Raw genomic sequence first — 25719 nt, 5'->3', positions numbered from 1 at the left:
ATAAAGTATCTGAAAATCTATTTCCTTGAAATTTTAAGTGATTTACACTAGAATAGTCTTACTGAAGAAAATTATTTCAATGAAGGAGATATAATGGAATATAATATTACTGATGCAACGTTTGATGAAGAAACAAAAGAAGGGCTTGTTTTGATTGACTTTTGGGCAACTTGGTGTGGTCCATGTCGTATGCAAGCGCCTATTTTGGAACAACTTTCAGAAGAACTTGATGAATCAGAACTTAAGATTTGCAAAATGGATGTTGATGAAAATCCAGCAACAGCTCAAGGATTTGGAATTATGTCTATTCCAACATTGATGTTCAAAAAAGATGGTGAAGAAGTAAAACGTATTGTTGGGGTTCAAACGAAAGCTCAACTTAAAGCCGTGATTGCTGAATTATCATAATAAAATTTACTGACAGAATTTTTTCTTATTGAAATAAAGGCTGTCAGTATTTTTTTTATCTTCTATTATTGTGAAAATTCTGTTAGTAAAACTGTGCTATAGTCCTACTTTTGCTGGAAAGTCTGTCAGTAATATGAACGTGACAAATTGGTTGAAAAATGCTATGATTGAGAAAGAAAATTTTCAAAAATCAAAGATTAAGCACTTAGAAATAGAGCTTAAAAAAACGATAAGGAGTTTGAGATGTCAAAGAAAAAAGATACAGAACTTGAAATCATTGATACAGCTGATGGAGCTGTTATCAAAAGTGGGAAAAAAACAATTGCTGAAATTAAAGAAAAATCAGGAAATTTTGTGGTCAGTCTTTCTGGAAAAGAAATTGCGACAGTGTCTTCATTTGAGGCTGCTTTAGAAGAAGCAATCAAGGAATATAATCTTTCAATTTAAAGAGATTATAAAAAATTATTGATATTTCTTTGAAATAAATAAGTTAAAACTTGAAATTTATGAGGGTTTTTGGTAAAATATTTCTTGTCGTCATCAAGCGATCTTGGGGTATAGCCAAGCGGTAAGGCAAGGGACTTTGACTCCCTCATGCGTTGGTTCGAATCCAGCTACCCCAGTAAAAAAACTTTAAAGGAAACGTTGTTTCCTTTTTTCTTTTTACTAAAATATGCTAGAATAGGGGAAAGCATTTATGAAAATGTAAGGAGAAGTTTATGAGAAGAACAAAAATTGTTGTTCCAATAATGCTGACAGAGTTAACAGAGCTTGAGAAAGTTTCTGTCAGTGATTATCATTCAGCAGATATTGTTGAATGGCGTGCCGATTTTTTGTCAGCAGATGATATTTTTGAGATGGCCCCTAAATTCTTTGAAAAATTTAAAGAGAGCAAGATTCTATTTACTTTAAGAACGGTCAGAGAAGGTGGAAATATTCAGGTTTCTGAGAAAAAATATTTACAGATTTTACAAGAAATTTTAAAGTTTGATCCAGATTATATTGATGTTGAATATTTCAGTCATGGGCCTTCATTTGCTGCTTTAAAGAATTATCGCGAAAAAATTGTCCTTTCATATCATAACTTTGATGAAGTTCCGACCGATTTGACCAGTCGTTTGATTAAAATGCATGAAGAAGGAACGGCTTTTGTGAAAGTGGCTGTGATGCCTGAACGTGAATGTGATGTGCTTGATTTATTGCAGATTACTCGCGATATGACTTTAGAATATGGAAATCATTTTATCAGTATGGCAATGGGTGATTTGGGACGTCTTTCAAGAATTTCAGGTTATTTGACTGGCTCTTGTTGGACTTTTGCAAGTCTGGAAAACTCAAGCGCTCCTGGGCAAATTTCACTAAAGGAAACAGTAGAGATTTTGGATCTTTTAGAAAATGAGTTGGTTTAAGGATTGAATGCTTATTGTTCGGTTTTGACAGATAATATTTTTACTTTTATTAATATTGACAGAAATCTCCAAAGGCATTAGACTTGAAAATGATATAATAGTTAGTGAAAAAGGACGTTTCGTTCATTAGAAGATTAAAAATATAGGAATAATTTACTGACAGCTCTAAGGGCTAGCACCGAGGAAATTATGTCAGTAACAAAAGGAGTAAAAAGTGGTTATTAGTCGTTATTCACGTCCAGAAATGGCAGAAATTTGGTCAGAAGAAAACAAGTATAAAGCATGGCTTGAAGTCGAAATTCTTGCAGATGAAGCTTGGGCAGAGCTTGGAGAAATCCCAGTAGCTGATGTGAAAAAAATTCGTGAAAAGGCAACTTTTAATGTTGAACGCATTCTTGAAATTGAAAAAGAAACTCGTCATGATGTGGTAGCTTTCACACGTTCTGTCAGTGAATCATTGGGTGAAGAACGTAAATGGGTCCATTACGGTCTGACATCAACAGATGTTGTGGATACAGCTTATGGCTATCTTTACAAACAAGCTAATGATATTTTACGCAAAGACTTGCAAAATTTCACAGAAATTGTGAAAACTAAAGCTTTGGAACATAAGTATACGGTCATGATGGGGCGTACACACGGGGTTCATGCAGAACCAACAACTTTTGGTTTGAAATTAGCCACTTGGTACAGCGAAATGAAACGGAACATTGAACGCTTTGAACATGCGGCTAAAGCTGTTGAAGCTGGGAAAATTTCTGGTGCTGTGGGAACTTTTGCCAATATTCCTCCATTTGTTGAAGCTTATGTCTGTGAAAAATTAGGAACTCGTCCACAAGAAATTTCAACACAAGTTTTGCCACGTGATTTGCACGCAGAATACTTCCAAACATTGGCGTTAATTGCGACTTCTATTGAACGCATGGCGACTGAAATCCGTGGATTACAAAAATCTGAACAACGTGAAGTTGAAGAATTCTTTGCTAAAGGTCAAAAAGGTTCCTCAGCAATGCCACACAAACGTAACCCAATTGGCTCTGAAAATATGACAGGACTTGCTCGTGTTATTCGTGGACATGCGATTACAGCTCTTGAAGATGTTAGCCTTTGGCATGAGCGGGACATTTCTCACAGTTCTGCTGAACGGATTATTGCCCCAGATACAACAGAATTATTAGATTATATGCTCAATCGTTTTGGCAATATTGTTAAAAATTTGACGGTCTTTCCAGAAAATATGAAACGAAATATGGATGCGACTTTTGGTTTGATTTACAGTCAACATGTTATGTTAATGTTGATTGAAAAAGGAATGACTCGTGAAGCTGCTTATGATTTAGTTCAACCATTGACTGCAAAATCATGGGATGAGCAAGTCATGTTTAGACCATTGCTTGAAGAAAATGAACAAATTCGTCACTATTTGAATGATGAAGATATTGATAAAGCTTTTGATTATAACTATCATTTGACTCGTGTAGATGAAATTTTTAACCGTGTCTTTGATTAATTTAAAAGGCCTACTGAAAAGTAGGTTTTTTTGTTATTAAAACGAAATATAAAAAGGATTGACAAAATAAATGAAAACGGATACAATTATACATGTAAATGTGAGAACGTTCCCACAGTTGAAAGGAGGAAGCCATGGCCACAATTAAACAAGTTGCACTTGAAGCAGGTCTTTCAAAGTCTACAGTTTCGCGTTTCATTGCTCAAAATGGGTATGTCAGTGATGAAGCCAGAAAGAAAATAGAAGAAGCGATAAAAAAATTAAATTTTACCCCTAACCTCTCTGCTCAGTCTTTAAAAACAAAGAAGAATCAACTCGTTGGTTTGCTTTTGCCAGATATTTCCAATCCCTTCTTTCCCATGCTTGCAAAGGGGGCAGAAGAATTTTTAAAAGAAAAAGGCTATCGAGTGATGCTTGGTAATATTGGTGAAAATCATCAATCAGAACATGATTACTTGAAAGTCCTCTTACAAAGTAATGCGGCAGGTATTATTTCAACTCATGATTTTAAAGAAGAATTTCCTGATTTGGATATTCCATCAGTCATTGTGGACCGAGTTGGACATAAAAGTAACTATGGTGTTTTTTCGGATAATGAATCAGGCGGACGCTTAGCAGCAAAAGTTATTGTAGAGGCTGGAGCCAAAAATGTTGCTGTGGTTAGTGGCCCTTTGAATGCCACAAATATTAATAATCGTTTTAAAGCAAGTATTGCTTATTTAAAAGAAAAGAAAGTTGATTTTAAAGCCTTTTACAGTCAAAGTTATGATTTTGAAGAAATCCAGAAAGAGGCGCGAGAAGTTCTTGCTAATAAGGAAAATTTTGATAGTATCATTGCACCGTCAGATATTCACGCCATGGCTTATATTCATGAAATCCATCGATTAGATAAGAAGATTCCTGAGGAAATTCAAATTATTGGTTATGATGATATACAAATGAGCCAATTTATTTATCCAGCCCTTTCAACTATTCATCAATCCGCTTACCAAATGGGACTTGAAGCGGCTCAACTTATTTATAAAATAGCAACTGATCAGCCTATTGAGAAATCAAAGATTGAGCTACCTGTTCATTATGTAGCGCGTGAAACAATTCGACAAAAAGGAAAAGAATGAGGAAAAATTAATGACAAAAGTAAGTGTTGTAGGAAGTATTTCCATGGATTTAGTGACAAGCACAAAAAGAGTTCCACAAGCAGGTGAAACAGTTTTTGGAGAAAATTTTGCGATGGTTCCTGGTGGCAAGGGAGCAAATCAAGCCGTTGCTTTTGCTAGATTAGCTCCCCGTGATGTAAATATGATTGGAGCAGTTGGAAATGATGCTTTTGGAGAAACTATTCTAAAAAACTTCAAAGAAAATGCTGTTCTTTTTGACGATGTGGGAACGGTACCACAAACGACAGGGATTGCTCAAATTACTTTATTTGATGACGATAATCGAATTATCATTATTCCTGGGGCCAATAATGAAGTCCTTCCTGATTATTTAGAGAATTTCTGGGAGAAAATTAAAGACAGTCAACTTGTGGTCTTACAAAATGAAATCCCTCATGAAACTAACCTTGCAGTTGCTAAATTTTGTAAAGAAAATGCGATAAAAGTCCTTTATAATCCAGCTCCAGCAAGAAAAACGGATTTAGAAATGATTGAATTTGTAGATTACATCACGCCCAATGAACACGAATGTAAGGAGCTTTTTCCGAATGAGCCTCTGGAGGAAATTCTTGCTAAATATGCGAATCGCCTGATTGTCACTTTAGGAAGTGAAGGAGTGATTTTCCATGATGGTAATGAGGTTCAAAAAATTCCAGCAATTAAAGCTAAAGTGGTAGATACGACGGGAGCAGGGGATACATTCAATGGAGCTTTTGCTTTTGGACTGACCGAAAATCTATCAATCGCTGATTCTATCCAATTGGCAGTGGTTGCTTCCCATTTATCTATTCATAAATTTGGTGCTCAAGGTGGAATGCCAAGTCTAGCAGAAGTTGAAGATAAATTAAAAGAGCTTAATCTTAATTTTTATAAGGAAAAGAAAGGACTTTGAATTTATGAAAAAAGAAGGAATATTGAATAGTGAGCTTGCAAAAATCGCTGATGATTTGGGACATACTGACCAAGTTTGTATTGGAGATTTAGGCTTACCAGTACCATCAGGTGTCAAAAAAATTGATTTAGCACTGACACGTGGGAAACCTACTTTTCAAGAAGTTTTGGATATTTATTTAGAAAATATTCTAGTTGAAAAGATTTATCTTGCTGACGAGATAAAAGAAAATAATCCTGAGCAGCTAAAAATTTTACTGACAAAGCTGTCAGCAGATGTTGAAGTTGTTTTTGTCAGTCATGAGACCTTAAAATTAATGAATCATGATGTCAAAGCAGTTGTAAGAACAGGAGAAAATACACCTTATTCTAATATTATTTTACAATCAGGTGTTGCTTTGTGAAAAAGGAGGAAGTCAATTTTGAAAATAGAAATGAAGAACATTTCTAAATCATTTGGAACCAACAAAGTTCTCGAAGCAATTGATTTAACTATCAATTCTGGAGAAGTTCATGCCTTAATGGGGGAAAATGGTGCTGGAAAATCCACGCTAATGAATATTCTGACTGGACTTTTCCCAGCTTCTGGTGGAGAAATTGAGATTGATAAGGAGGATAAAACTTTCAAGAATCCTCAAGAGGCAGAAGGATTTGGCATTAGCTTTATTCATCAGGAAATGAATACATGGCCTGATTTAACAGTCTTAGAGAACCTTTTTCTTGGTCGAGAAATAAAAAATAAATTTGGTATTTTAGATACAAAAGCTATGCGTAAAAAAGCTACTTTTGCTTTTGAACAATTGGGAGTAACTATTGATTTAGATAAAGAAATCGGGAACTTGTCAGTTGGTCAGCAACAAATGGTTGAAATTGCTAAAAGTTTTTTATCTGATTTGAAAATTTTGATTATGGATGAACCGACAGCCGCGTTGACAGAAAGAGAAACAGAACGTTTATTTTCTGTTATTGCAGGCCTTAAGGCACAAGGCGTTGGTATTATTTATATTTCTCACCGAATGGAAGAAATTTTTAAGATTACCGATTGTGTGACAGTTATGCGTGATGGTTTGGTCATCGATACTAAAAAAACAAAAGAGACAAATGTTGATGAGTTAGTTCGGAAAATGGTTGGTCGCTCAATTACAGATTATTATCCCCAAAAAAATGCTGAAATTCGAGAAATTGTATTCGAAGCAGAAAATTTATCCACAGCTGACTTTAAAAATATTTCCTTTTCAGTTCGTTCAGGTGAAATCCTTGGTTTTGCAGGACTCATGGGAGCTGGTAGAACCGAGGTCATGCGAGCAATTTTTGGAATTGACAAGCTAAAATCAGGCACAATAAAAATTAATGGAAAGAGCCTAACTATCAATAACCCAGCACAAGCAATCAAAGCAGGAATTGGCTTTTTAACCGAAGACCGAAAAGATGAAGGGCTTGTTCTTGATTTTTCAATAAAAGATAATATTACTCTGCCAAGTACAAAGGACTTTATTCATCACGGACTCTTCGATGATAAAACTGCAACAACTTTCGTTAAACAACTTTCTGAGCGACTCAATGTTAAAGCAACAGATGAAGAACAAATGGTTGGCTCATTATCGGGAGGGAATCAACAAAAAGTTGTCCTTGCTAAATGGATTGGAATTGCACCTAAAGTATTAATTTTAGATGAACCAACACGTGGAGTCGATGTAGGAGCCAAACGAGAGATTTATCAATTGATGAATGAACTAGCAGAACGTGGGGTTCCAATCATTATGATTTCCAGTGATTTACCTGAAATACTTGGTGTCGCTGACCGAATTGCAGTCATGCATGAAGGTAAAATAGCCGGGTTTTTAAATAAAAAAGAAGCAACACAAGAAAATGTGATGCAGCTCGCAACAGGAGGAAAATGAGTGTGAAAGTTTTAGCTCAAAAATTCAGTTCTTTAACGACAATGATTGCTCTAATTGTCTTGATGATTATCATTACATGTATCAATCCCAACTTTATGACGGCAAATAATTTACTCAATTTGCTTTTACAAGTAACGGCCAATGGTTTTATTGCTTTCGGGATGACATTTGTAATTCTGACTTCTGGCATTGACTTGTCAGTTGGTGCAATTTTAGCCCTCTCAAGTGCAGTTTCTGCAGGTTTTATTGCCCAAGGAATGCCATTGCCACTTGCCGTACTTTGTGCCTTAATTATTGGAGCCTTTCTCGGGGCGATTAATGGGGCACTTATTGCCTATGGAAAACTGGCACCTTTCATTGTAACTTTAGCCACTCAAATGGTTTATCGCGGAGCAACACTTGTTTTTACTGATGGTAATCCAATTACTAAACACATGGATGGCTATTTCTTAGCCTATATTGGACAAGGTTATCTACTAGGAATTCCTTTCCCTGTTATTTTAATGATTCTTGTTTTCATTATTTTATGGATTTTACTTCATAAAACAGCCTTTGGTAAATCAGTCTATGCTCTTGGTGGAAATGAAAAAGCAGCTTATATTTCAGGGATCAAGCTCAATAAAGTAAAAATCGCAATTTATACTTTATCTGGAGCGATGTCGGCAATTTCTGGTTTAATCATCAGTTCTCGTTTATCATCAGCGACGCCACAAGCAGGTTCTGGTTATGAAATGTACGCGATTGCTGCGGTTGTCCTTGGTGGAACGTCTTTAATGGGTGGGAAAGGTCGGATGTTTGGAACTATGATTGGGGTACTAATCATTGGCGTTCTAAATAACGGCTTAAATATTATCGGTGTATCAGCCTTTTGGCAACAAGTTATCCAAGGATTAGTTATTCTCGTTGCGGTTCTTATCGATGTCATTCGTAGCAAACGGAAATAGGAGAGTTGAATATGAAATTAGTAAAAAAATTAACTTTTACCCTTGTAGCTACTTTAGCAGTCTCAACTTTGACCGCATGTAGTCTTTATACCGGAATTCCCGGTCGTGATGGAAAAGAAAAAGTAGAAGAGGTCGCACACAAGAAAGCAAATGAATTAAATATTGGTGTTTCTATTTCAACAACGAACAATCCCTACTTTGTTTCGATGAACAATGCCATAAAATCAATGGCCAAAGAAAAAAATACAAAATTAACTGTCTCTGATGCTCAAAATGATTCGGCAACTCAACTTAATAATGTCCAAAATTTCATCAGTCAAAATGTAGATGCGATTTTAATTAATCCTGTTGATTCTGATGCTATTGTCCCAGCGATTAAAGCTGCCAATAATGCTCATATTCCAGTAATTGCTATGGATAGAGGAGCAAATGGTGGAACTGTTTTAACAACGGTGGCTTCTGATAATGTTGCAGCAGGTAAAATGGCTGCTCAAGCGGTTGAAAAATTGGTTGGGAAAAATGTAAAAGTTCTCGAACTTTCAGGAACACCAGGTGCTTCAGCAACTATAGACCGTGGAAAAGGATTTAATAGTGAAGCTAAGACCTTAGGATTAAATATATTATCAAGTCAATCTGCAAATTTTGACCGGACTACTGGTTTGAATACCACTCAAAATATGCTGCAATCTCATAAAGATGTTCAAGCAATCTTTGCACAAAATGATGAAATGGCGCTTGGAGCAGCTAAGGCTGTTCAAGCAAGTGGGCAAAAAATTGCTATTTTTGGAATTGATGGTGAATCTGAGACGCATGATGCCATAAAAGCAGGAACGATGACCGCGACAATTGCTCAACAACCAGCTAAAATTGGTGAAATGGCTTTGCAAGCTACCTATGATTATTATCAAGGAAAGAAAATTGCTTCAGTGATTAATTCGCCAATTTATCTTGTGGATAAAGATAATGTTGATGAACACAAATGGTAAAAAGTAAAAAAACTCTGTCGCTAGGATAGAGTTTTTTATATTAAAAAAGTACAAGCTGATACAGGTAGTACGGCATAAAATATTCACAATAAATTAAATATTTAGGAGCAGAATCAATAGAGGCTATGGGTATAAAAAATTACATCAATTTATAATGTTGTTTTTTAATAACAAAGTAATTTAAAAATTGTTTTATTGTAATTTAGTAACCAAAGAGTTATAATGTAATTGTCGATTATATCTCATTTATAAGAGGTGATTATATATGTCAGAAAACAAAATCAAAGAGGAAAAAGTACTCGCGCTTAAAGCCATAGAAAAACAGACGGAAGCTTACAAAAATTTAGCTGAAATCATCAATGAGGAATTAGAAAGTGAGAGAGAATTATCTGATAAATCTTCAAAGCGTTTGAAAGATTATATAGAAAAGAATATTGAATCATTAACAATGTTTGAACCAGAACTTACCTCTTCTGAGATTTTTAATCGTGTGATAAAAGAGCTAACAAAAACAAAAAAATCTCTTATTAATGGAGGATAAAAAATGGTAACTACTAACAAAAAGTCAGCACCGAAAAAAGAGCCTCAATTTACAAAAATAATGAATGGTGCAAATGGATATCTTGCCTATGACAATTGGAATAAGAAATACGTGTATCATGTCACTAAGGATCCAGTAAGTGCGGTTGCTGGAGTACTTGCTAATGGATGGGGCTCGGCAGGAGCTGGTTTTGGTCCTCAAACAGGGGGACCTTCAGGAAAGTTGTGACTCTATGGAAAAATTTGCTATATCTAATGATCAAGAGTTTTTAGAAATCCTTTATAATTATGCTTTAAATCCTAATATTAAAGATAGGGAAAGAAAAATTGTTCAATTGGGACGTAAGGAATTAGAAAATAAAGTCTACTCTCTTTCAGTCGCAAATAGAATGGTCGCCTCTTTTCAAAGAGAGGCTATAAGTTCCAGACTATCAAAAGACACTTCGGTTTTATATAATAGTCTAAAGGATTATATTAGTAAAAACATTCCCCTTGGTACTCCAAGAGTGGCTGGGATAAATGCAGGATATGACCTCTAGAAGGTTCCAGATTCAAGATAAGAAAAGTAAGTATTTGTAAGATGAGATGAATTGATGAAAAACAGCTTTATATTGGCTGTTTTTTCTATAAAAACTTGAGATTTAAATAAAAGATTTTAAAAAAAATCTATATAATAATTTATCCGATAAGAATAGTGACACTGTTTACCGTAAAATAGATGTCTGGCACAAATAAAAGTTATCCAAAATAATGGAGAGTTAACATGACTTAAAGTAAGAAATTTGTCCAAGTCGCCTTTTCAAACTTCGCAAAAAGTAAAATTTATAATATAATAGATAGCTGGGGCTCTTTTAAGGTTGCGAAACATAAAGAGAGTTTATCCTCTAAAAAAAGGAGAAAAAATGGGAGAAAATACTGTTCCTCAAAAATCTAGTGATAATGTGGGCTCAATAGTGGCTTTAATGGTTGCCCTATTGGTAGCAATCTTTGCTTTTCAGCTTAATGCTTCAATGCTCTCGCCTGCTTTGGTTACCATGCAGGCTCAATTACATACGACAGCTTCGTCTATAGCACTGACACAAACCATCTTTTTTACAGCTGCGGCCTTATTTGCTTTGTTTTTGCCTCGTTTGGCAGATTTAATTGGACGAAAAAAAGTTCTGATTGGAATGCTTACTTTGACAATGATTGGTTGTCTTATTTCTGGATTTGCGACTAATGTAGGAATTTTGATGATTGGTCGTATCTTACAAGGTGCTGCTGGACCTGTAGTTCCACTTTGTTTAATCATCTTGCACGTGAAAGTGCGTGATGAGAAGAGATATGCAAAATTAATGGCTATACTCACTTCAATTAATGGTGGAATTGCTGGAGTTGATGCCTTAGCAGGTGGCTGGTTAGTGAGCCATGGTGGTTTCCGTTCTGTATTTTTTGTTATGGGAATTACGGCAGCACTTGCTATTCTTTTAGTAAGTTTTGGAACGCAAGAGTCAACTGCAAAAGATACGCCAAAAATGGATTGGACTGGAGTCATCCTTTTAGTAGTAGCAATGGGTGCTCTCTTAAGTGCGGTGAATGCTTTGCAAGGAAGTTTTGGAAATCTTGGACTTCCCAATTGGCTTTTAGCCTCAATCTTGGCTCTTTTGGGTTTGATTTGTTTCGTTGGATTTTGGCAAGTGGAAAAACGAGTGAACCATCCGATGGTCCCTATTCATTATTTGAAGCAAAGAAGAACATGGGGATTATTAATTACAACTCTATTAACAATGACTGGTGTTTTTGCAATTATGAATGGAATTATTCCAGCTTTAGGTCAAGATGGTAAGTTTGGTTTGGGACTTGGGGCAGATATGGTTTCTCTTGTCACCCTTACTCCTTATGCGCTTGCCGGCTTATTCTTTGGTCCTGTTTCAGGCTTCTTGGCCGCTCGCTTTGGTTTTGCGAAGGTCCTTCGAGTGGGGCTTTTAACGACGATTATCGGAATAGTTTTGGCTGTTGCTGGAGTGCTACAACCTTCAATCTGGCTTTTATTGTTGGTATCTACCTTCATTGGGATTACCTATGCTGGGATAACAAATATTATGTTAAATGGTCTCGGAATTGTACTTTCACCAGATGATAATCCAGGCTATCTTCCGGGATTAAATGCTGGAATGTTTAATCTGGGAGCTGGTCTCAGCTTCATTATTTTATATGCTGTACCAACAGTTTTACATACGAGTGTTGGTGAAAGCAGTTCTGGTTATATTTCTGGGATTGTCACAGGATTGATTCTTGTTATTATTGCTTTCTTTACTTCATTTTTGATTCCAGATTCTAAGACTGTAAAATAAACCTTGAATAAATATCAATTCATTACTCATCAAAAAACTCTGACGGAATTCCGGCAGAGTTTTTTTATTCTGGTAAATTATCAAAGTATTCTGGGAAAGCTTTTAAAACTGCCATTTCTTCATCAAACATTAAGTGTAAGTGCTTGGCAGCAGCAGCAACGGCTTTTTCTCCATCGTGATTTTCGACGGCCTTTAGAATTTCCTTGTGTTGTTCAATCAGGGTATTCCATGGTAAATCAGAAATCGCAAGACGCAGCCAACGGAATCGGTTGAATTGAATATTAATGGTTTGAAGCCAGTCCCAAACCTGAGCGTGATTGGTCATCAAATAAAAGGTTTTATGAAATTCCTCATCAGCATTAAAAAAATTGTGATATTCAGCATTGGCAGCATATTTTTCTTGAAGTTCAATGGCATCACGTGCTTGATTTAGCAAAAGACTATTATTTAAAGAAGCTGCCTCAGCAACTATTTTAGCTTCAAGGTTTTCTCGAATGAATCGAGCATTAATTGCTGCATCTAAATCAATTTTTGTGACGTAAGTTCCTGATTGAGGAATGCTATAAATGAGTCCATCACGGCGTAAACGAAGAAGCGCTTCTCTGACAGGCGTTCGACCGAGTTGTAAATCAATTTCGATATTTTTTTGTGAAATCTTTTGTCCAGGACGATATTCATTCCGGAGAATTTTACCTGTAATTTGCTTATAGGCTTGATTCTGTAGATTAAAATTCAATTCATTCATTCTGTAATTATAGCACAGCCAGTAGGTCGAAACAAGGTTTCAAGCTGTGAGCCTTTTTTTAATTCTGACCGAGTGAAACAAGGTCAATAAATTTCCTCTTTTTATTAGCTTTTACTTAGGGTAATGTTCCGTTATGTCAGAGTTGAAAATGACTAAAAGGGACGTTTTTGTTAAAGGTATACATCGTCTATTCCTTTTTTTGTTTTGTCTTTCACGACAATGGATTGAAGGGGATAATGATCAAGTAGGGCAAGTCAAAAATCAAATCATCAAGGCAATGCTGTAAAACATTGTCTTTTTTTTTAATATATTCTTGACAACGGTTTCTCAAAAGTGATATACTAGTTTTTGTAAACGAGAAACTGATATATCACTTTTGGATTGAAGGAGAAATAATGGTGAAATTGCTTGATAATTACTTGGAAAAAAGCGAGAGATTTGCGCAGGCAAAGATTAATATTCCAAAGTTTGACCAAGGAAAAGTCGCAGAATCAACAACAGATAATCCGGTCTGGGTTCATTTTGGTGGAGGGAATCTTTTTAGATGTTTTCATGCGGTTGTCGCGCAAGACTTGTTAAATCAAGGAGAACTGAACTCTGGGATTATTGTTGCTGAAACTTATGATGATGAGGTCATTGAGAAAATCTATCATGCTTATGATAATCGTTTTCTATCAGTAACAATGAAATCGGATGGAACTTTTGATAAAGAATTAATTGCTTCTGTTTCCGAAAGTTTTTATTTTAATTCTGAAAATACCGAAGGTTGGGCCCATTTAACAAAAGTATTTGAAAATCCATCTTTGCAATTCACAACTTTTTCAATTACAGAAAAAGGTTATTCACTTCGTGATTCCAAAGATCAATTGACGCCTTTGGCACTTGAAGATATGCAAGGAAGAAGTAAGCCCAAAACCAATATGGGCGCAATTACTTATCTCCTTTATGCAAGATTTAAAGCTGGTAAATTTCCGATTGCCATGGTCAGTACAGATAATTTTTCAGAAAATGGTTTGAAATTGCAGGAAGCGATTTTGACCATTGCTAAGGCTTGGGTTGAAAATGAAATCGTAGAACAAGATTTCTATGATTATCTCATCAATCCTAAGAGAGTAAGTTTTCCTTGGTCAATGATTGACCGAATCACTCCCAATCCGTCTGAAAAAGTAGCAGAATTACTGACAGTTGATGGTTTTGAGGATACAGAAATTTTACATAGTCAAAAACATACAAATATCGCTCCTTTTGGCAATACGGAAGAAGTTCATTATTTGGTGATTGAAGATGCCTTTCCAAACGGGAGACCTGCCTTAGAAAAAGCAGGAGTTATTTTGACTGACCGTGAAACGGTAAATGATGCTGACCAGATGAAAGTTACAGCTTGTTTGAATCCTCTTCATACTGCTTTAGCAATTTTTGGAAGCTTGTTAGATTATCATTCAATTTGGGAAGAAGTTGCTAATCCAGACTTGTTAGCACTTATTAAAAATTTGGGATATGGTGAGGCTTTGCCTGTGGTTAAGAATCCGAAAATTATTAATCCGACAGAGTTTATTGACCAGTTATTAACTAAGCGTTTGCCAAATAAAAATATTCCAGACACACCACAGAGAATTGCGGCAGATACGTCACAAAAAATTCCTGTTCGCTATGGGGTAACGATTGGCCACTATATTGCCAACCCAAGATTTTCTGTCAAAGAATTGGAATTTATTCCATTAGTCATTGCAGCTTGGTGTCGTTATTTAATCGGAATTAATGATGAGTTAGAAAGTTTTTCTCCAAGTCCTGACCCACTTCTTGAAGAATTGCAAAGTTATCTTACCAAAGTAAAATTAGATGGTAGTCAAAAAGAAATTCATGAAATTTTGGAACCCATCTTATCTAATCATCAAATTTTCCCACATGAGATGCATCAAACGGGCTTAGCAGAAAAAATTGAGACTTACTTTGAAGAGATGATTCAAGGCAAAGGGGCTGTACTTGCGACGCTACAAAATGCTCTAAAAAAACATGGGAAAAATTACTGACAGATGCTCAGATTATGAGTTGTCAGTAAAAATAAACTTAAAAAATACTGACAGAAAGTTTATGTAGGAGCTGTCAGCAAAAAATACTGACAATATGAGTCAATTAAAAGAAAGGAAAGTAAATTCTGACACTGACAGAATTTGCAATGTATAAAAATGGAAATGACAATGCGTTGGTTTGGTTCAAATGCAGATAAGGTAGAACTTTCTGAAATTGCCCAAGTTCCAGGTGTTAAAGGAGTTGTTGGAATGATTATGGATATTCCAGCAGGAGAAGTTTGGCCCAAAGAGAGAATTAAGGCCCTTAAAGAGGAAATTGAAGCCGCAGGTTTAAGTTTAAAAGTAATTGAATCTGTCAATATTCATGATGATATCAAGATTGGTCTACCGACTCGTGATAAATATATTGAGAACTATAAAGAAACGATTCGTAATCTTGCTGAATTTGGAATTGAGGTCATTTGTTATAACTTCATGCCTGTATTTGACTGGTTGAAATCAGATTTGGATTATCGTTTAGCTGATAATTCGCAAACGATGGCTTTTGTTGCTGGGGACATTCCAGAAAATCCTCAAGAAATTATTGACCGTGTTCAAGCGGCCGATGGTGGCTTTTCACTCCCAGGTTGGGAACCAGAAAGATTGTCAGAAGTGAAAGACCTCTTTGAAGCCTACAAAAATGTCGATGAGCATAAATTGCGCGAAAACTTTGCCTACTTTCTAAAAGCAATCATTCCCACTTGTGAAGAAGTCGGAATTAAAATGGCGGTTCACCCAGATGACCCACCATATCCTATGTTTGGTCTCCCTCGTGTTGTGAAAAATCGTGAGGATTTAGATTGGATATGTAATGTCGTAGATAGTCCGTCAAACGCGATTACGCTTTGTACCGGTTCAATTGCCGAAGATCCAGCCAATAATGTCTATGAAATTATGGCCGAATTTGTCAAAAGAGACCGAATTCCTTTTGCACATGTGCGAAATATCAAATTTTTGCCAAGTGGTGAAAAAGATTTTTACGAAGCTCCTCATATGTCGGAGTATGGTTCCCTTGATATGTATAAAATACTGAAAGCCATGTATGATAATGGTTTTGATGGATATATTCGTCCAGACCATGGTCGAATGATTTGGGGAGAAACAGGACGTCCAGGCTATGGCTTATATGACCGTGCACTTGGGGCAAGTTATCTTAATGGGCTTTGGGAGGCTCTTGAAAAAAATAAGCAGTAAATAAAAATTTTATGAAGGAATCTATTTTAAAGAACTTTTTGTGAAAAAAATGTGCGGAGACTTTTCTCCGCTAAATTTAGAACAACGGAGTAAGCGTTTCACAAAGTTCACAATTTAACAAAGTTTATGGAAAAATTTGTCAATTTTCACTGACAAAAATATAAAAATAGGAGAATCTGTTTAAAATGGCAGAAAAACAAAAAACTTCGTGGGTTTACACACCAAAAGAAATTAATACAAGGCGTGGTCTTCTTTACGGCTTAACCGATTTAATGGGCGGAGGCTGGAATAACATTGTTTCTGGCGTCATCTTTGTCTTTGTTCTTTCACAGGGAATTAGTCCTCTTTTTACAGGAGCAGTTTTGGGAATTGGTCGGATTATTGATGCCATCTGGTCCCTCTTTTTTGGGGCAATTACTGACCGGTTCTATCGGACAAAATTAGGGCGAAAATATGGACGACGTCATTTCTTTATTGCGCTCGGCGGAATATTATTTGCGATTTTATTTCCAATGTTTTGGATTTCAACTAGTAGTTGGCAATATTATCTTTGGGTTTATGTTGCTATTGAAGTAGCGATTTCGATGATATTAATTCCTTGGGAAACTTTGCCTACGGAAATGACGCCTGATTATAAAAAAAGAACGACTCTCTCAGGAAGCCGAATGTTCATTTCGGCAACTGGGACGGCTATTGTTTTCTTTACCTTGGCTGTACTTAAATCATTTAACAATCCTAATGCCTATCTTTATACGGGAATTACTTGGACGGTTATTTTTGTCATTGCCATCTTCACTTCTTGGCGTGCAAGTTGGGAACGTCCCCTAACTCCAGAATTTCTAGCAGAGCTAGATGCTCAACCACGGCTTGGTTTTGGAGGATTTATGAAAAAAACAGTGACAGATTACTTTGGGACTTTCAAAAACAAATCATTCAGGAAGCATTTATTAGTTTATTTACTATCATTTACAGGAAAGGATTTCTATTCTACTTTGCTTCCAACTTTTATCGTGATTGGATTGTCTGGAACATCTGCTAATGCTCCTTGGGTCCTGCAAGCCCTCTCGGCATTTGGGATTCTATCAACCATTGCGGCAGTTAAATTGATGGTCACTCGCGGTCCAAAATATTTATTCACTTTGAGTTATTTGTCAATTATCGTCGCCATGCTCGGTTATTTAGTCATTTATCTGACAGGAATTAATAATCCAATTTGGATGCTTGTGATTGTTTCCATTATTTATCAACTTGGACGAGGAATTTTAGAATTTACTCCTTGGAATGTTTTCCCTTTCATTCCAGATGTTGATCGAATTTTTACACATGGAGATAAGGCTGGCGTTTATGCTTCTGTTATGACTTTCTTTCGTAAATCAACAGGGGCACTTGCAACATATATTGCTGGTTGGGCTCTTGAAGAAATTGGCTTTAATTCAACTACAATGACCACTCATGCTAATACGCCATTAGGTATTCAACACGGGATTATGTTGATTTTCATCTTTGTTCCAATTGGCTTGTTAGTGGCCGCCTTGATTGCCGCTCGTACTTTCAAACTTAATCGTGCCAATCATGATATTTTGAAAGCTGAACTACAACGCCTTGAAGAGGGTGGCTCAAAAGCTGATGTCACACTAGAAGCACGTCAAGTCGTTGAATTACTGACAGGTCATCCCTATGAAAAATGTTGGCCAGACCAAGCAGATATTTAGTGACAAACGCTTAAAAGTTTACTGACAGCTTCTGTCAGTAAATTTATCGGAGAAAAACGATGGAAAATCAATTATTAACACTGAAAAATAATGAACTTACTGTCCAAATTAATCCCAAAGGTGCCGAATTAACACATGTGATTGATGCTGAAAATAAATTTGATTTTATTTGGAATGGTTCTGAATGGCCCAAACATGCCCCAATTTTATTTCCAGCCATTGGACGTTCAACTGATGATGAATATTTGCTAGATCAGAAAAGTTACCCGATGCAGCAACATGGATTTGCGTCAGATTATTCCTTTGAAATTATTGAGCAAAAAGATGATCAGCTAAGTTTGTTATTTAAAGATAACGACGAAACATATCAATCCTACCCTTTTCATTTTGAATTTAAAGTTACTTACCAATTGGTCAGTAAAAAATTGAAGATTAAATTTGATATCAAAAACCTGTCAGTAAAATCGTTGACTTTTGCTTTGGGATTTCACCCGGCTTTTAACTTGTCAGGAACTTTTGAAGATTATCAACTTGCTTTTGAGACTCAGGACACGAGCTTAAAACAATTTGAAATTGTCAAAAATCCCTTTCCTTATCGCTCGGGAAAAGTCAAAGAACTTACAAAGTCTATCAGTAATTTTCAACTTGAAAGAAAATTCTTTGAAAAAGGACTCGTCATTTTTGACAATAAAATTGAGCAAGTGAAACTTTTTTCACAAAGCTCTGACTATCAATTGACTATGAAAATGGCGGATTTTCCTTATCTTTGCCTGTGGACAAAAGAAGATGAAAATCTTTCATATCTTTGTATTGAGCCATTTCAAGGCTTGCCTGATATTGTCAATCGGAAACAAGAACTCTTGCAAAAAGAAGGAAATATCAGCTTAAAAGCAAATGAGTCTAAAACTTACGAAGTTGAATTAAATTTTAATAGAAAATAATAAAGGAGAATCATGAAATTTTTATCAGAAGATTTTTTACTAAATAATGAAAGTGCTAAGTTACTCTTTCATAAACATGCGGAAAAAATGCCAATTATTGATTATCATTGCCATCTTGAACCAGCAGAAATTTATGAAAACAAAAAATATGAAAATTTAACTCAAATCTGGCTAGGTGGAGACCATTATAAATGGCGGTTACTTCGCGCGAATGGCATTCCTGAAAAATTGATTACTGGCGATGGTGATGACTACGAAAAGTTTTTGGCTTTTGCAAAAACGCTTGAAAAATCATTAGGAAATCCAATTTATGAATGGACACATCTGGAGTTAAAACGATTTTTCCATATTGATAAGTTGATTTCAAGCGAAACAGCAAAAGAAATTTGGGACGAAGCCAACCAAATGCTCGCAACAGATGATTTCAGATCACGCGCATTGATTAAAAATTCAAATGTCAAAGTCGTCTGTACAACAGATGACCCTGTTTCAAAGCTTTCTTATCATAAATCATTAGCCAAAGAAGAAAAAGATTTTAAGGTTTTGCCAGCATTAAGGCCTGACCATTTAATTTCCATTACTGACGGACATTTTGCAGAATATCTGATGGAACTGTCAGCAGTTTCTGGAATAAAAATCAAGGACTTTAAGACAATGATTAAGGCACTTGAACAAAGATTTGAATTTTTCACAAGCCTCGGTGGACGTTTGTCTGACCACTCTCTTTCCACTTATACTTTTGCAGAAACTAAAAACGTGGATTTAGATTCTATCCTTCAGAAAGCTAAAGAAAATCAAACTTTAACAGACCTAGAATACAATCAATACATTACAGCATTAATCCTTGAAATTATGAAATTAAATAAAAAATTTGACTGGACAATGCAACTTCATGTCAATGTTAACCGCTCAATCAATGGTCCTGCTCTTCAGAAAATTGGCGAAAATACTGGATTTGATAGTATGGGGACCCAAGCTAACATTTCAGAAGAACTAACCAAACTATTTAGCAAAGCAGCAGAACTTGAAATTATACCAAAAACGATACTCTATTCACTTAATCAAAATGATTGGCTTGAATTAGCGACACTGATTGGCTGTTTCCAAGGTGAAGGTGTTCAACAATTGCAACTGGGAGCTGGTTGGTGGTTCAATGATACAGCCAAAGGAATGGAAAAACAACTCGAAATTTTTGCTTCACAAAGCTTACTGCCCAATTTTGTCGGAATGCTGACAGATTCACGGAGCTTTTTAAGTTATCCACGTCATGAATACTTCCGTCGAGTCCTCTGTAATTTTGTTGGACAACTGATTGAAAGTGGCAGAATTCCCGATGATGAAGCACTTGTCGGAAAAATGATTGAAGATATAAGTTATAACAATGTTCATGACTACTTTGGCTTCTTTAAAAATGAGGATTCTAAGCAATGAGCGAATTTATAACCATTGGTGAGCCCTTAGTCGTTCTCGCCTCAGAAAATCAGGATATAAGCTTAGAAGCAGCGGACCATTTTAGCAAATTTCTAGCAGGGGCTGAGTTAAATGTTGCGATTGGAATGAGTCGTTTAGGACATGAAGCAACTTATATTTCTAAAGTTGGTGATGATTCATTTGGAAATTTTATTATTGAATCAATAAAAAAGGCTAAAATTGACGATTCCTATTTAACCAAAGACAAAAACTACTCAACAGGTTTTTATTTGAAACAAAAAGTGAGTGATGGCGACCCGACTGTCGATTATTATCGCAAAAACTCTGCCACCGCTAATTTATCTAGTTCTGAACTAGAAACAATAGATTTATCAGAGATAAAAATTGCCCATCTTTCAGGAATTTTTCCTGCCCTTTCTAAGACCAGTTTAAAAACTTTTCAAGCATTCAATCAAAAGTTAAATGAAGCAAATATTTTAACCATTTTTGACCCTAATTTACGACCTGTACTTTGGGATAATCAAGAAAAAATGATAAGAACAATCAATGATTTAGCAAAGCGAAGTCAAATCATTCTGCCAGGAATAAATGAAGGCGAAATCTTGACCGGTTCATCTGAACCAGAAAAAATTGCAGATTTCTATCTCAAGCAGAGTCCTCTAACAAAAACTGTTGTTGTCAAATTGGGGGCTGAAGGTGCCTTTGCAAAATTGAAAAGTGGAGAATCATTTACCCTCTCAGGATTCAAAGTGACAAAGGTTATTGATACTGTTGGAGCCGGAGATGGTTTCGCTGTTGGTCTGGAGTCTGCTTTACTTGAAGGGAAAACACTAAAAGAAGCCGTCAAACGAGCCTGTGCGGTTGGGGCCTTAGCGGTTCAAAGTTCAGGAGATAGTGAAGGTTATCCCACAAAAGAAGAATTAGAAGCATTTTATAAGGAGAAGTAATCATGCAAAGAGCAGAATTATTAAATAAAGTGATTGAATCAGGAGTCGTCTCGGTTGTCCGAGCCGAAAGTGGTGAAAAGGCACTAAAGATTGTAGAAGCCGTTGTCTCTGGAGGAATCACATCAATTGAGTTGACTTACTCGGTTCCTCGAGCCAACGAGGTTATTTCTGATTTGGTAGCTAAATATATTGGAACAGAAGTAGTGATTGGCGCTGGAACAGTATTAGATCCAACCTCTGCCCGTTTGGCTATCGTTGCTGGGGCTCAATTCATTGTCAGTCCAAGTTTTAATAAAGAAGTCGCAAAAATTTGCAACCTCTATCAAATTCCTTATGTTCCGGGTGTTTTAACCCCACTTGAAGCGCAAAATGCTTTAGAATACGGTTCAGAGTTAATTAAGCTCTTCCCAGGAGATATTACGGGTCCTAAAATGATTAAAGATTTAAAAGGCCCATTTCCTTATATTAATATCCTTCCGTCAGGAGGGGTAAATGTCGATAATGTTGCTGATTGGTTCGCAGCAGGAGCAGTAGCTGTTAGCGCAGGAGGTGGAGTCACGGCTCCCGCAGTCACCAACGATTATGGGATGGTCACTGAAAATGCTAAGAAATTTATGGCAGCTTTTAAGGCAGCTAAGAAATAAGGTTTAGCTATTGATTTTTCCCTCTGAATAATAAAAAACTTCAAATTTTGGAGTTTTTTTATTTTCTACAGTTCAGTCCAATTATTTTTATTTAGCAAAAGTAATTTGGACTGTAAGCGCTATATTTTGATAAAATAATTGAGTTATAATAAAAAATACAAGGGAGCGTTTCTATGATTAATTATGATTTAGACATTCTCTTTTTTTCAAATCATAAATTATGGAAATTAGAGCGGATACTGGAGGTCACTAATCTTGACAAAGAAAAATTTTATCGAATGCTGGAGGAATTTAATCAAAAATTAGAAAAACAAAGTTTAAAAAAATTGGAATATAAAAATGGACTCTTAGCAATTCCTGATAAAGTAGAAAATTTTGAAGAAACTCGATATTCTATTAATCAAAAGACATTTATTTTAACAGAAGTTGAAAGGCGGTCATTAATTTATTTACTCATTTTTATTAATAAAACGCCACTTTCAATAGCTCTCTTTCAAACCTATCTTCAAGTAAGTAAAAATACGATTTTAAGTGATTTAAAAAAACTAAGAGAGGAGCTAATGAGCGAAAATATTCAGGTTGAATATTCAAGAAAAAAAGGATTTTACCTTAATTTTGAGGAGAAAATGTTGCAGGAGAAGGCTTGGTACTTTTTACAAAATTTATCTGAGGACTCAGGATTTTATATCTTATCAAAAGTTTTAAATGATAAAAAACCATTAACTATTTTTAAGAATAATCAGCTATTGAAAAAGATGATGCAAGAGCTACAGATTGAGATTGTTTATAGTCGCTATCTTTCGACATTACTGTTTGCATGTCTCTTAAGGCATAGAACTTTCGAAAAGAATAGTGAAAACATTAATGACTTACTCAAATCATTAATTATTGGGATGTCAGACGGTAAAAGTGCAATTGGGCAAGATAATGGTTTATACCGAATGGCTTTTAACATCATGGAAAATGTTATGAAACTAGCTGCAATTGAATTTGATGATTTCACAAAGACCTTTATGGCACTATTAGCTCATCTAACTCCTGCATATTATCGAATAAGAAATCATTTTGAATTGAAAAATGTCTTGCTTGAACGAATAAAAAATGAGTATCACTCCTTGTTTTTATTGATGGATAACGCCCTTCGTCCATTAAAAGATGAGGTTGGTGAAATTTCAGAATCTGAGAAGGCATATTTTGTGATTTTATTTGGTGGAGAGATTTATAAAAACAAGTACTCAGGGCAGTCATTAAAAGCAATCGTACTCTGTGTGAATGGTATTAGTTCAAGCTTAATTATGCAAAAAAGATTAGAGAGTTTATTTCCAACAATGGAATTTATTTTAAGTGCTCGGGTCTCTCATTTTGAAAAATTACCTATAAATTCATACGATATTATTTTTTCGACAGTTCCTCTAAAATCAGACAAAAAAGTTTATCTTATGTCCGCTTTCCCAGACCAACGTGAAGAAAATAAACTCTATAATCAAGTTTTGCAAGATTTTCAGCTCCCAGGCTTTGCAAAACCATCTGCTCAAACTATTTTAGATTCAATAGAACCTTATATTATTATAAAAGCCCCAGTAAATAGACAAGATTTAATAAAGATTATTGAAAAAAAGTTAAATCGTACAAGAAAAGAAGGGAAACTATCAGGAGTTATGCTAACAGATTTACTTACAAAAGAAAAAATAAGATTTACCAATAAAGAATTAAGCTGGCAAGAAGCAATTGAACTAGCCGCGCAACCCCTTCTTGATAAACATGAAATTGAAGAGCGTTATATCAAAGCTATTATTGATAAAGTAGAGGCTTTCGGTCCTTATATTGACTTAGGATTAGGAATCGCTCTTCCTCATGCTCGTCCAGAGGAAGGAGTCCAAAAATTAGGAATGTCATTTCTAAGATGTGAACATCCCGTAAAACTGATGGATGATGTAAAGCATGAAATTAAACTTTTTATTGTTTTAGCAGCCATTGATAATGAGACCCATCTTAGAGCTTTATCAACACTTACTAAGATATTATCAAATAAAGAATGCTTGAGTCAGTTACTTGCAGCAACAAATGCAGCAGAAGTTGAACAAATACTTTTAGAAGAAGAAGGAGAAAAATAATATGAAATTTGCATGTGTATGTCAATCAGGATTAGGAACGAGTTTTATGGTTCAAATGAACATTCAGTCATTATTAGAAGAATCGGGAGTAAATATTGATAATTTTGAACTGGAACATATGGATGTTGGTTCAGCGACACCAGATAGTGCAGATTATTTTTTTGTTGAGGCAACCTTAGTTTCTGCCCTACCCAATATTCCTGAGGAAAAAATTATTCCACTCAGTTCAATTATTGATAAAGAAGTCGCGCGTGAAGGACTTTATAAAGTTCTTGCTGAAAATAATATTCCTCATCAATAAGAGATAATAAATCAGGTCTAATTAGGATATAAACAGACTAGAGGAGAAAAAAATGAACGGGATTTTAAACTTTATTGTATCAGTGGCAACGACTCCAGCGCTTTTAGTTGGATTAATTGCCATGTTGGGTTTGATTTTGCAAAAAAAAGCTGCCACTGCAGTTATCCAAGGCTCAATCAAAACATTTGCCGGATTTTTAGTGTTGACGGGTGGAGCCGGAATTTTAGTTACCTCGCTAAATCCCTTTGCAACGATGTTTCAACATGTATTTAATGCTAAAGGAGTTGTACCATCAAATGAAGCGGTGGTTGCTTTAGCCTTAGTAAAATATGGCACTCCAGCTGCCTTAATTATGATTGTAGGTTTTATTGTGAATGTGATACTTGCACGTTTTACAAGATTTAAATATATTTTCTTGACAGGTCAAGCCATGCTTTATGTTTCAACAATGTCTGCTGTTGTCCTTATTTCAGCTGGACTAGGTAATGGTTGGTTAACAATCTTGTTAGGTGGAATATTTGAAGGAACTTTACTGACAATTACACCCGCACTAACTCAACGCTACATGCGTAAAATCACGGGAAATGATGGGGTTGCAATGGGCCATACTGGAAATATGGGTTACGCACTTTCTGGCTATTTGGGAGAAAAATTAGGGAATAAAGACCCAGAAAAATCAACTGAAAAATTGAATATTCCTAAAAACCTGGGATTTTTGAGAGATTCTACTGTTTCTATTTCTCTAGTAATGATGGTTGTCTATGTAGGTTTAGCTCTAATTGCTGGTCCACGTTTTGTCGAAAGTTCCTCATTGTCAGCTGGAACTAATTATATTGTATATGCGATTACTCAAGCAGGAACTTTCGCTGCAGGTTTTGTGGTGGTGCTCCAAGGAGTTCGGATGATTTTGTCAGAAATTATTCCGGCCTTCCAAGGGATTGCTAAAAAACTTGTCCCAAATTCTAAACCAGCGCTTGATGTTCCGATAGTATTTCCTTATGCACCAAATGCGGTTTTAATAGGATTTTTTGTCTCCTTTATTGTTGGAGTTATTTCTATGCTAATAATGCTTGGCTTAGGAACAACGGTAATTATTCCTGGGGTTGTTGGCATTTTCTTTTGTGGAGGAGCAGCTGGTGTTTATGGCAATGCTTTTGGTGGTCTACGTGGGGCGATTATCGGCTCAATCGCAAATGGATTACTATTAGCTTGGGGTCCACTATTAATTTTGCCTGCTTTAGGTTCATTTGGGGCAGACGCGTCTTCGACCTTTGCTGATTCTGATTATATTGTATCAGGAGGCTTACTAGGAGTAATGGGAAAAGCTGGTTCAGGGCTATTGATTGTCTTTATTTTAGCTTTCTTGGCAATTGTTTTAATAACTAGCTTAATTTTGAACAGGAGAGATAGACTTCATTCTAAAAAATTAAATAAATCGAATAAATTATTGTAAAAAATTTATATTCTCATAAACCAAGCAATAACAAGCCTTCCCACCAAAATTAAAAAGATTTTCATATAAAAACTAAAAAAAGAAAAAGA

Annotated in this window: 25 protein-coding genes and 1 tRNA gene; 25 read left to right on the top strand and 1 reads right to left on the bottom strand. The window is 35.6% G+C overall.

Annotated features, from left to right (window positions below; all coding sequences use genetic code 11):
* Positions 1–93 precede the first annotated feature (93 nt).
* From trxA to uriT, 15 genes are all read left to right on the top strand, one after another.
* Entirely contained in the window at positions 94–408 is a 315-nt protein-coding gene (trxA, locus tag KW2_RS08020) for a thioredoxin (protein ID WP_003129442.1), read from the top strand.
* 243 nt (positions 409–651) lie between these two features.
* Entirely contained in the window at positions 652–855 is a 204-nt protein-coding gene (locus KW2_RS08015; protein ID WP_011676547.1) for a DUF2969 family protein, read from the top strand.
* A 104-nt stretch (positions 856–959) separates the two neighbouring features.
* A tRNA-Gln gene (locus tag KW2_RS08010) sits at positions 960–1031 on the top strand.
* Positions 1032–1127: 96 nt separating this feature from the next.
* Entirely contained in the window at positions 1128–1817 is a 690-nt protein-coding gene (gene aroD / locus KW2_RS08005) for a type I 3-dehydroquinate dehydratase (protein ID WP_021037596.1), read from the top strand.
* A gap of 214 nt (positions 1818–2031) precedes the next feature.
* The gene (gene purB, locus KW2_RS08000; protein ID WP_011676545.1) at positions 2032–3327 is read left to right on the top strand and encodes an adenylosuccinate lyase; all 1296 of its coding nucleotides are present in this window, start codon (positions 2032–2034) and stop codon (positions 3325–3327) included.
* Positions 3328–3461: 134 nt separating this feature from the next.
* On the top strand, positions 3462–4445 hold the full coding sequence (locus tag KW2_RS07995; protein WP_021037595.1) for a LacI family DNA-binding transcriptional regulator: 984 nt from the start codon (positions 3462–3464) through the stop codon (positions 4443–4445).
* A 10-nt stretch (positions 4446–4455) separates the two neighbouring features.
* On the top strand, positions 4456–5376 hold the full coding sequence (gene rbsK, locus KW2_RS07990; RefSeq protein ID WP_021037594.1) for a ribokinase: 921 nt from the start codon (positions 4456–4458) through the stop codon (positions 5374–5376).
* 4 nt (positions 5377–5380) lie between these two features.
* Positions 5381–5779, top strand: coding sequence for a D-ribose pyranase (rbsD, locus tag KW2_RS07985; protein ID WP_011834764.1), 399 nt, complete (start codon positions 5381–5383; stop codon positions 5777–5779).
* 18 nt (positions 5780–5797) lie between these two features.
* Positions 5798–7276 carry a sugar ABC transporter ATP-binding protein gene (locus KW2_RS07980; RefSeq protein WP_021037593.1) on the top strand — a complete coding sequence of 493 codons (1479 nt, stop codon included), beginning with the start codon at positions 5798–5800 and terminating at the stop codon, positions 7274–7276.
* Positions 7273–8220: an ABC transporter permease gene (locus KW2_RS07975; protein ID WP_011834766.1), complete on the top strand. Its 948-nt coding sequence runs from the start codon at positions 7273–7275 to the stop codon at positions 8218–8220. The genes KW2_RS07980 and KW2_RS07975 overlap by 4 nt, the downstream gene beginning before the upstream one ends.
* Before the next feature lie 11 nt (positions 8221–8231).
* On the top strand, positions 8232–9206 hold the full coding sequence (locus tag KW2_RS07970; protein WP_021037592.1) for a substrate-binding domain-containing protein: 975 nt from the start codon (positions 8232–8234) through the stop codon (positions 9204–9206).
* 265 nt (positions 9207–9471) lie between these two features.
* Positions 9472–9747, top strand: a complete 276-nt coding sequence (locus KW2_RS07965) for a hypothetical protein (protein WP_021037591.1) — start codon at positions 9472–9474, stop codon at positions 9745–9747.
* Between the two features lie 3 nt (positions 9748–9750).
* Positions 9751–9975, top strand: coding sequence for a garvicin Q family class II bacteriocin (locus KW2_RS07960; RefSeq protein ID WP_021037590.1), 225 nt, complete (start codon positions 9751–9753; stop codon positions 9973–9975).
* 4 nt (positions 9976–9979) lie between these two features.
* Positions 9980–10285, top strand: coding sequence for a bacteriocin immunity family protein (locus KW2_RS07955; protein ID WP_011834820.1), 306 nt, complete (start codon positions 9980–9982; stop codon positions 10283–10285).
* Positions 10286–10648: 363 nt separating this feature from the next.
* Positions 10649–12079: a uridine transporter UriT gene (gene uriT, locus KW2_RS07950; protein ID WP_021037589.1), complete on the top strand. Its 1431-nt coding sequence runs from the start codon at positions 10649–10651 to the stop codon at positions 12077–12079.
* 64 nt (positions 12080–12143) lie between these two features.
* On the opposite strand, the gene KW2_RS07945 is transcribed toward uriT, so the two are convergent.
* On the bottom strand, positions 12144–12824 hold the full coding sequence (locus tag KW2_RS07945; protein WP_011676494.1) for a GntR family transcriptional regulator: 681 nt from the start codon (positions 12822–12824) through the stop codon (positions 12144–12146).
* A 395-nt stretch (positions 12825–13219) separates the two neighbouring features.
* Between KW2_RS07945 and KW2_RS07940 the strand changes: the two genes are divergently transcribed.
* The 10 genes from KW2_RS07940 (at position 13220) to KW2_RS07895 (ending at position 25630) form a co-directional block, all read left to right on the top strand.
* The gene (locus tag KW2_RS07940; RefSeq protein ID WP_021037588.1) at positions 13220–14854 is read left to right on the top strand and encodes a mannitol dehydrogenase family protein; all 1635 of its coding nucleotides are present in this window, start codon (positions 13220–13222) and stop codon (positions 14852–14854) included.
* Between the two features lie 156 nt (positions 14855–15010).
* Positions 15011–16087, top strand: coding sequence for a mannonate dehydratase (uxuA, locus tag KW2_RS07935; protein ID WP_041168650.1), 1077 nt, complete (start codon positions 15011–15013; stop codon positions 16085–16087).
* A gap of 185 nt (positions 16088–16272) precedes the next feature.
* On the top strand, positions 16273–17799 hold the full coding sequence (locus KW2_RS07930) for an MFS transporter (RefSeq protein WP_021037586.1): 1527 nt from the start codon (positions 16273–16275) through the stop codon (positions 17797–17799).
* Between the two features lie 59 nt (positions 17800–17858).
* On the top strand, positions 17859–18740 hold the full coding sequence (locus KW2_RS07925; RefSeq protein ID WP_021037585.1) for an aldose 1-epimerase family protein: 882 nt from the start codon (positions 17859–17861) through the stop codon (positions 18738–18740).
* 12 nt (positions 18741–18752) lie between these two features.
* Entirely contained in the window at positions 18753–20171 is a 1419-nt protein-coding gene (gene uxaC / locus KW2_RS07920; RefSeq protein WP_021037584.1) for a glucuronate isomerase, read from the top strand.
* Positions 20168–21118, top strand: a complete 951-nt coding sequence (locus KW2_RS07915; RefSeq protein WP_021037583.1) for a sugar kinase — start codon at positions 20168–20170, stop codon at positions 21116–21118. The genes uxaC and KW2_RS07915 overlap by 4 nt, the downstream gene beginning before the upstream one ends.
* 2 nt (positions 21119–21120) lie before the next feature.
* Complete coding sequence (locus KW2_RS07910) at positions 21121–21762, top strand: bifunctional 4-hydroxy-2-oxoglutarate aldolase/2-dehydro-3-deoxy-phosphogluconate aldolase (protein WP_021037582.1); 642 nt, start codon at positions 21121–21123, stop codon at positions 21760–21762.
* 173 nt (positions 21763–21935) lie between these two features.
* Positions 21936–23876 carry a BglG family transcription antiterminator gene (locus KW2_RS07905; RefSeq protein WP_021037581.1) on the top strand — a complete coding sequence of 647 codons (1941 nt, stop codon included), beginning with the start codon at positions 21936–21938 and terminating at the stop codon, positions 23874–23876.
* A gap of 1 nt (position 23877) precedes the next feature.
* Complete coding sequence (locus KW2_RS07900; protein ID WP_021037580.1) at positions 23878–24177, top strand: PTS sugar transporter subunit IIB; 300 nt, start codon at positions 23878–23880, stop codon at positions 24175–24177.
* 52 nt (positions 24178–24229) lie between these two features.
* Positions 24230–25630 carry a PTS ascorbate transporter subunit IIC gene (locus KW2_RS07895; RefSeq protein WP_021037579.1) on the top strand — a complete coding sequence of 467 codons (1401 nt, stop codon included), beginning with the start codon at positions 24230–24232 and terminating at the stop codon, positions 25628–25630.
* Positions 25631–25719: the final 89 nt, after the last annotated feature.

The sequence above is a fragment of the Lactococcus cremoris subsp. cremoris KW2 genome, assembly GCF_000468955.1.
In the GTDB taxonomy this organism is placed as follows: domain Bacteria; phylum Bacillota; class Bacilli; order Lactobacillales; family Streptococcaceae; genus Lactococcus; species Lactococcus cremoris.
The sequence above is the reverse complement of the archived record's forward strand: the minus strand, read 5'-3'. Positions and strand labels throughout refer to the sequence as shown.

Bases quoted from the DNA above. Each gene is read 5' to 3' on its own strand.
- KW2_RS07965 (WP_021037591.1), top strand. From the start codon at position 9,472: ATGTCAGAAAACAAAATCAAAGAGGAAAAAGTACTCGCGCTTAAAGCC.
- KW2_RS07915 (WP_021037583.1), top strand. From the start codon at position 20,168: ATGAGCGAATTTATAACCATTGGTGAGCCCTTAGTCGTTCTCGCCTCA.
- rbsK (WP_021037594.1), top strand. From the start codon at position 4,456: ATGACAAAAGTAAGTGTTGTAGGAAGTATTTCCATGGATTTAGTGACA.
- KW2_RS07960 (WP_021037590.1), top strand. From the start codon at position 9,751: ATGGTAACTACTAACAAAAAGTCAGCACCGAAAAAAGAGCCTCAATTT.
- KW2_RS07930 (WP_021037586.1), top strand. From the start codon at position 16,273: ATGGCAGAAAAACAAAAAACTTCGTGGGTTTACACACCAAAAGAAATT.
- KW2_RS07905 (WP_021037581.1), top strand. From the start codon at position 21,936: ATGATTAATTATGATTTAGACATTCTCTTTTTTTCAAATCATAAATTA.
- KW2_RS07945 (WP_011676494.1), bottom strand. From the start codon at position 12,824: ATGAATGAATTGAATTTTAATCTACAGAATCAAGCCTATAAGCAAATT.
- uxuA (WP_041168650.1), top strand. From the start codon at position 15,011: ATGGAAATGACAATGCGTTGGTTTGGTTCAAATGCAGATAAGGTAGAA.
- KW2_RS07910 (WP_021037582.1), top strand. From the start codon at position 21,121: ATGCAAAGAGCAGAATTATTAAATAAAGTGATTGAATCAGGAGTCGTC.
- KW2_RS08015 (WP_011676547.1), top strand. From the start codon at position 652: ATGTCAAAGAAAAAAGATACAGAACTTGAAATCATTGATACAGCTGAT.
- rbsD (WP_011834764.1), top strand. From the start codon at position 5,381: ATGAAAAAAGAAGGAATATTGAATAGTGAGCTTGCAAAAATCGCTGAT.
- uriT (WP_021037589.1), top strand. From the start codon at position 10,649: ATGGGAGAAAATACTGTTCCTCAAAAATCTAGTGATAATGTGGGCTCA.
- KW2_RS07900 (WP_021037580.1), top strand. From the start codon at position 23,878: ATGAAATTTGCATGTGTATGTCAATCAGGATTAGGAACGAGTTTTATG.
- KW2_RS07955 (WP_011834820.1), top strand. From the start codon at position 9,980: ATGGAAAAATTTGCTATATCTAATGATCAAGAGTTTTTAGAAATCCTT.
- aroD (WP_021037596.1), top strand. From the start codon at position 1,128: ATGAGAAGAACAAAAATTGTTGTTCCAATAATGCTGACAGAGTTAACA.
- KW2_RS07995 (WP_021037595.1), top strand. From the start codon at position 3,462: ATGGCCACAATTAAACAAGTTGCACTTGAAGCAGGTCTTTCAAAGTCT.
- KW2_RS07925 (WP_021037585.1), top strand. From the start codon at position 17,859: ATGGAAAATCAATTATTAACACTGAAAAATAATGAACTTACTGTCCAA.
- KW2_RS07895 (WP_021037579.1), top strand. From the start codon at position 24,230: ATGAACGGGATTTTAAACTTTATTGTATCAGTGGCAACGACTCCAGCG.
- KW2_RS07975 (WP_011834766.1), top strand. From the start codon at position 7,273: ATGAGTGTGAAAGTTTTAGCTCAAAAATTCAGTTCTTTAACGACAATG.
- KW2_RS07940 (WP_021037588.1), top strand. From the start codon at position 13,220: ATGGTGAAATTGCTTGATAATTACTTGGAAAAAAGCGAGAGATTTGCG.
- uxaC (WP_021037584.1), top strand. From the start codon at position 18,753: ATGAAATTTTTATCAGAAGATTTTTTACTAAATAATGAAAGTGCTAAG.
- trxA (WP_003129442.1), top strand. From the start codon at position 94: ATGGAATATAATATTACTGATGCAACGTTTGATGAAGAAACAAAAGAA.
- KW2_RS07970 (WP_021037592.1), top strand. From the start codon at position 8,232: ATGAAATTAGTAAAAAAATTAACTTTTACCCTTGTAGCTACTTTAGCA.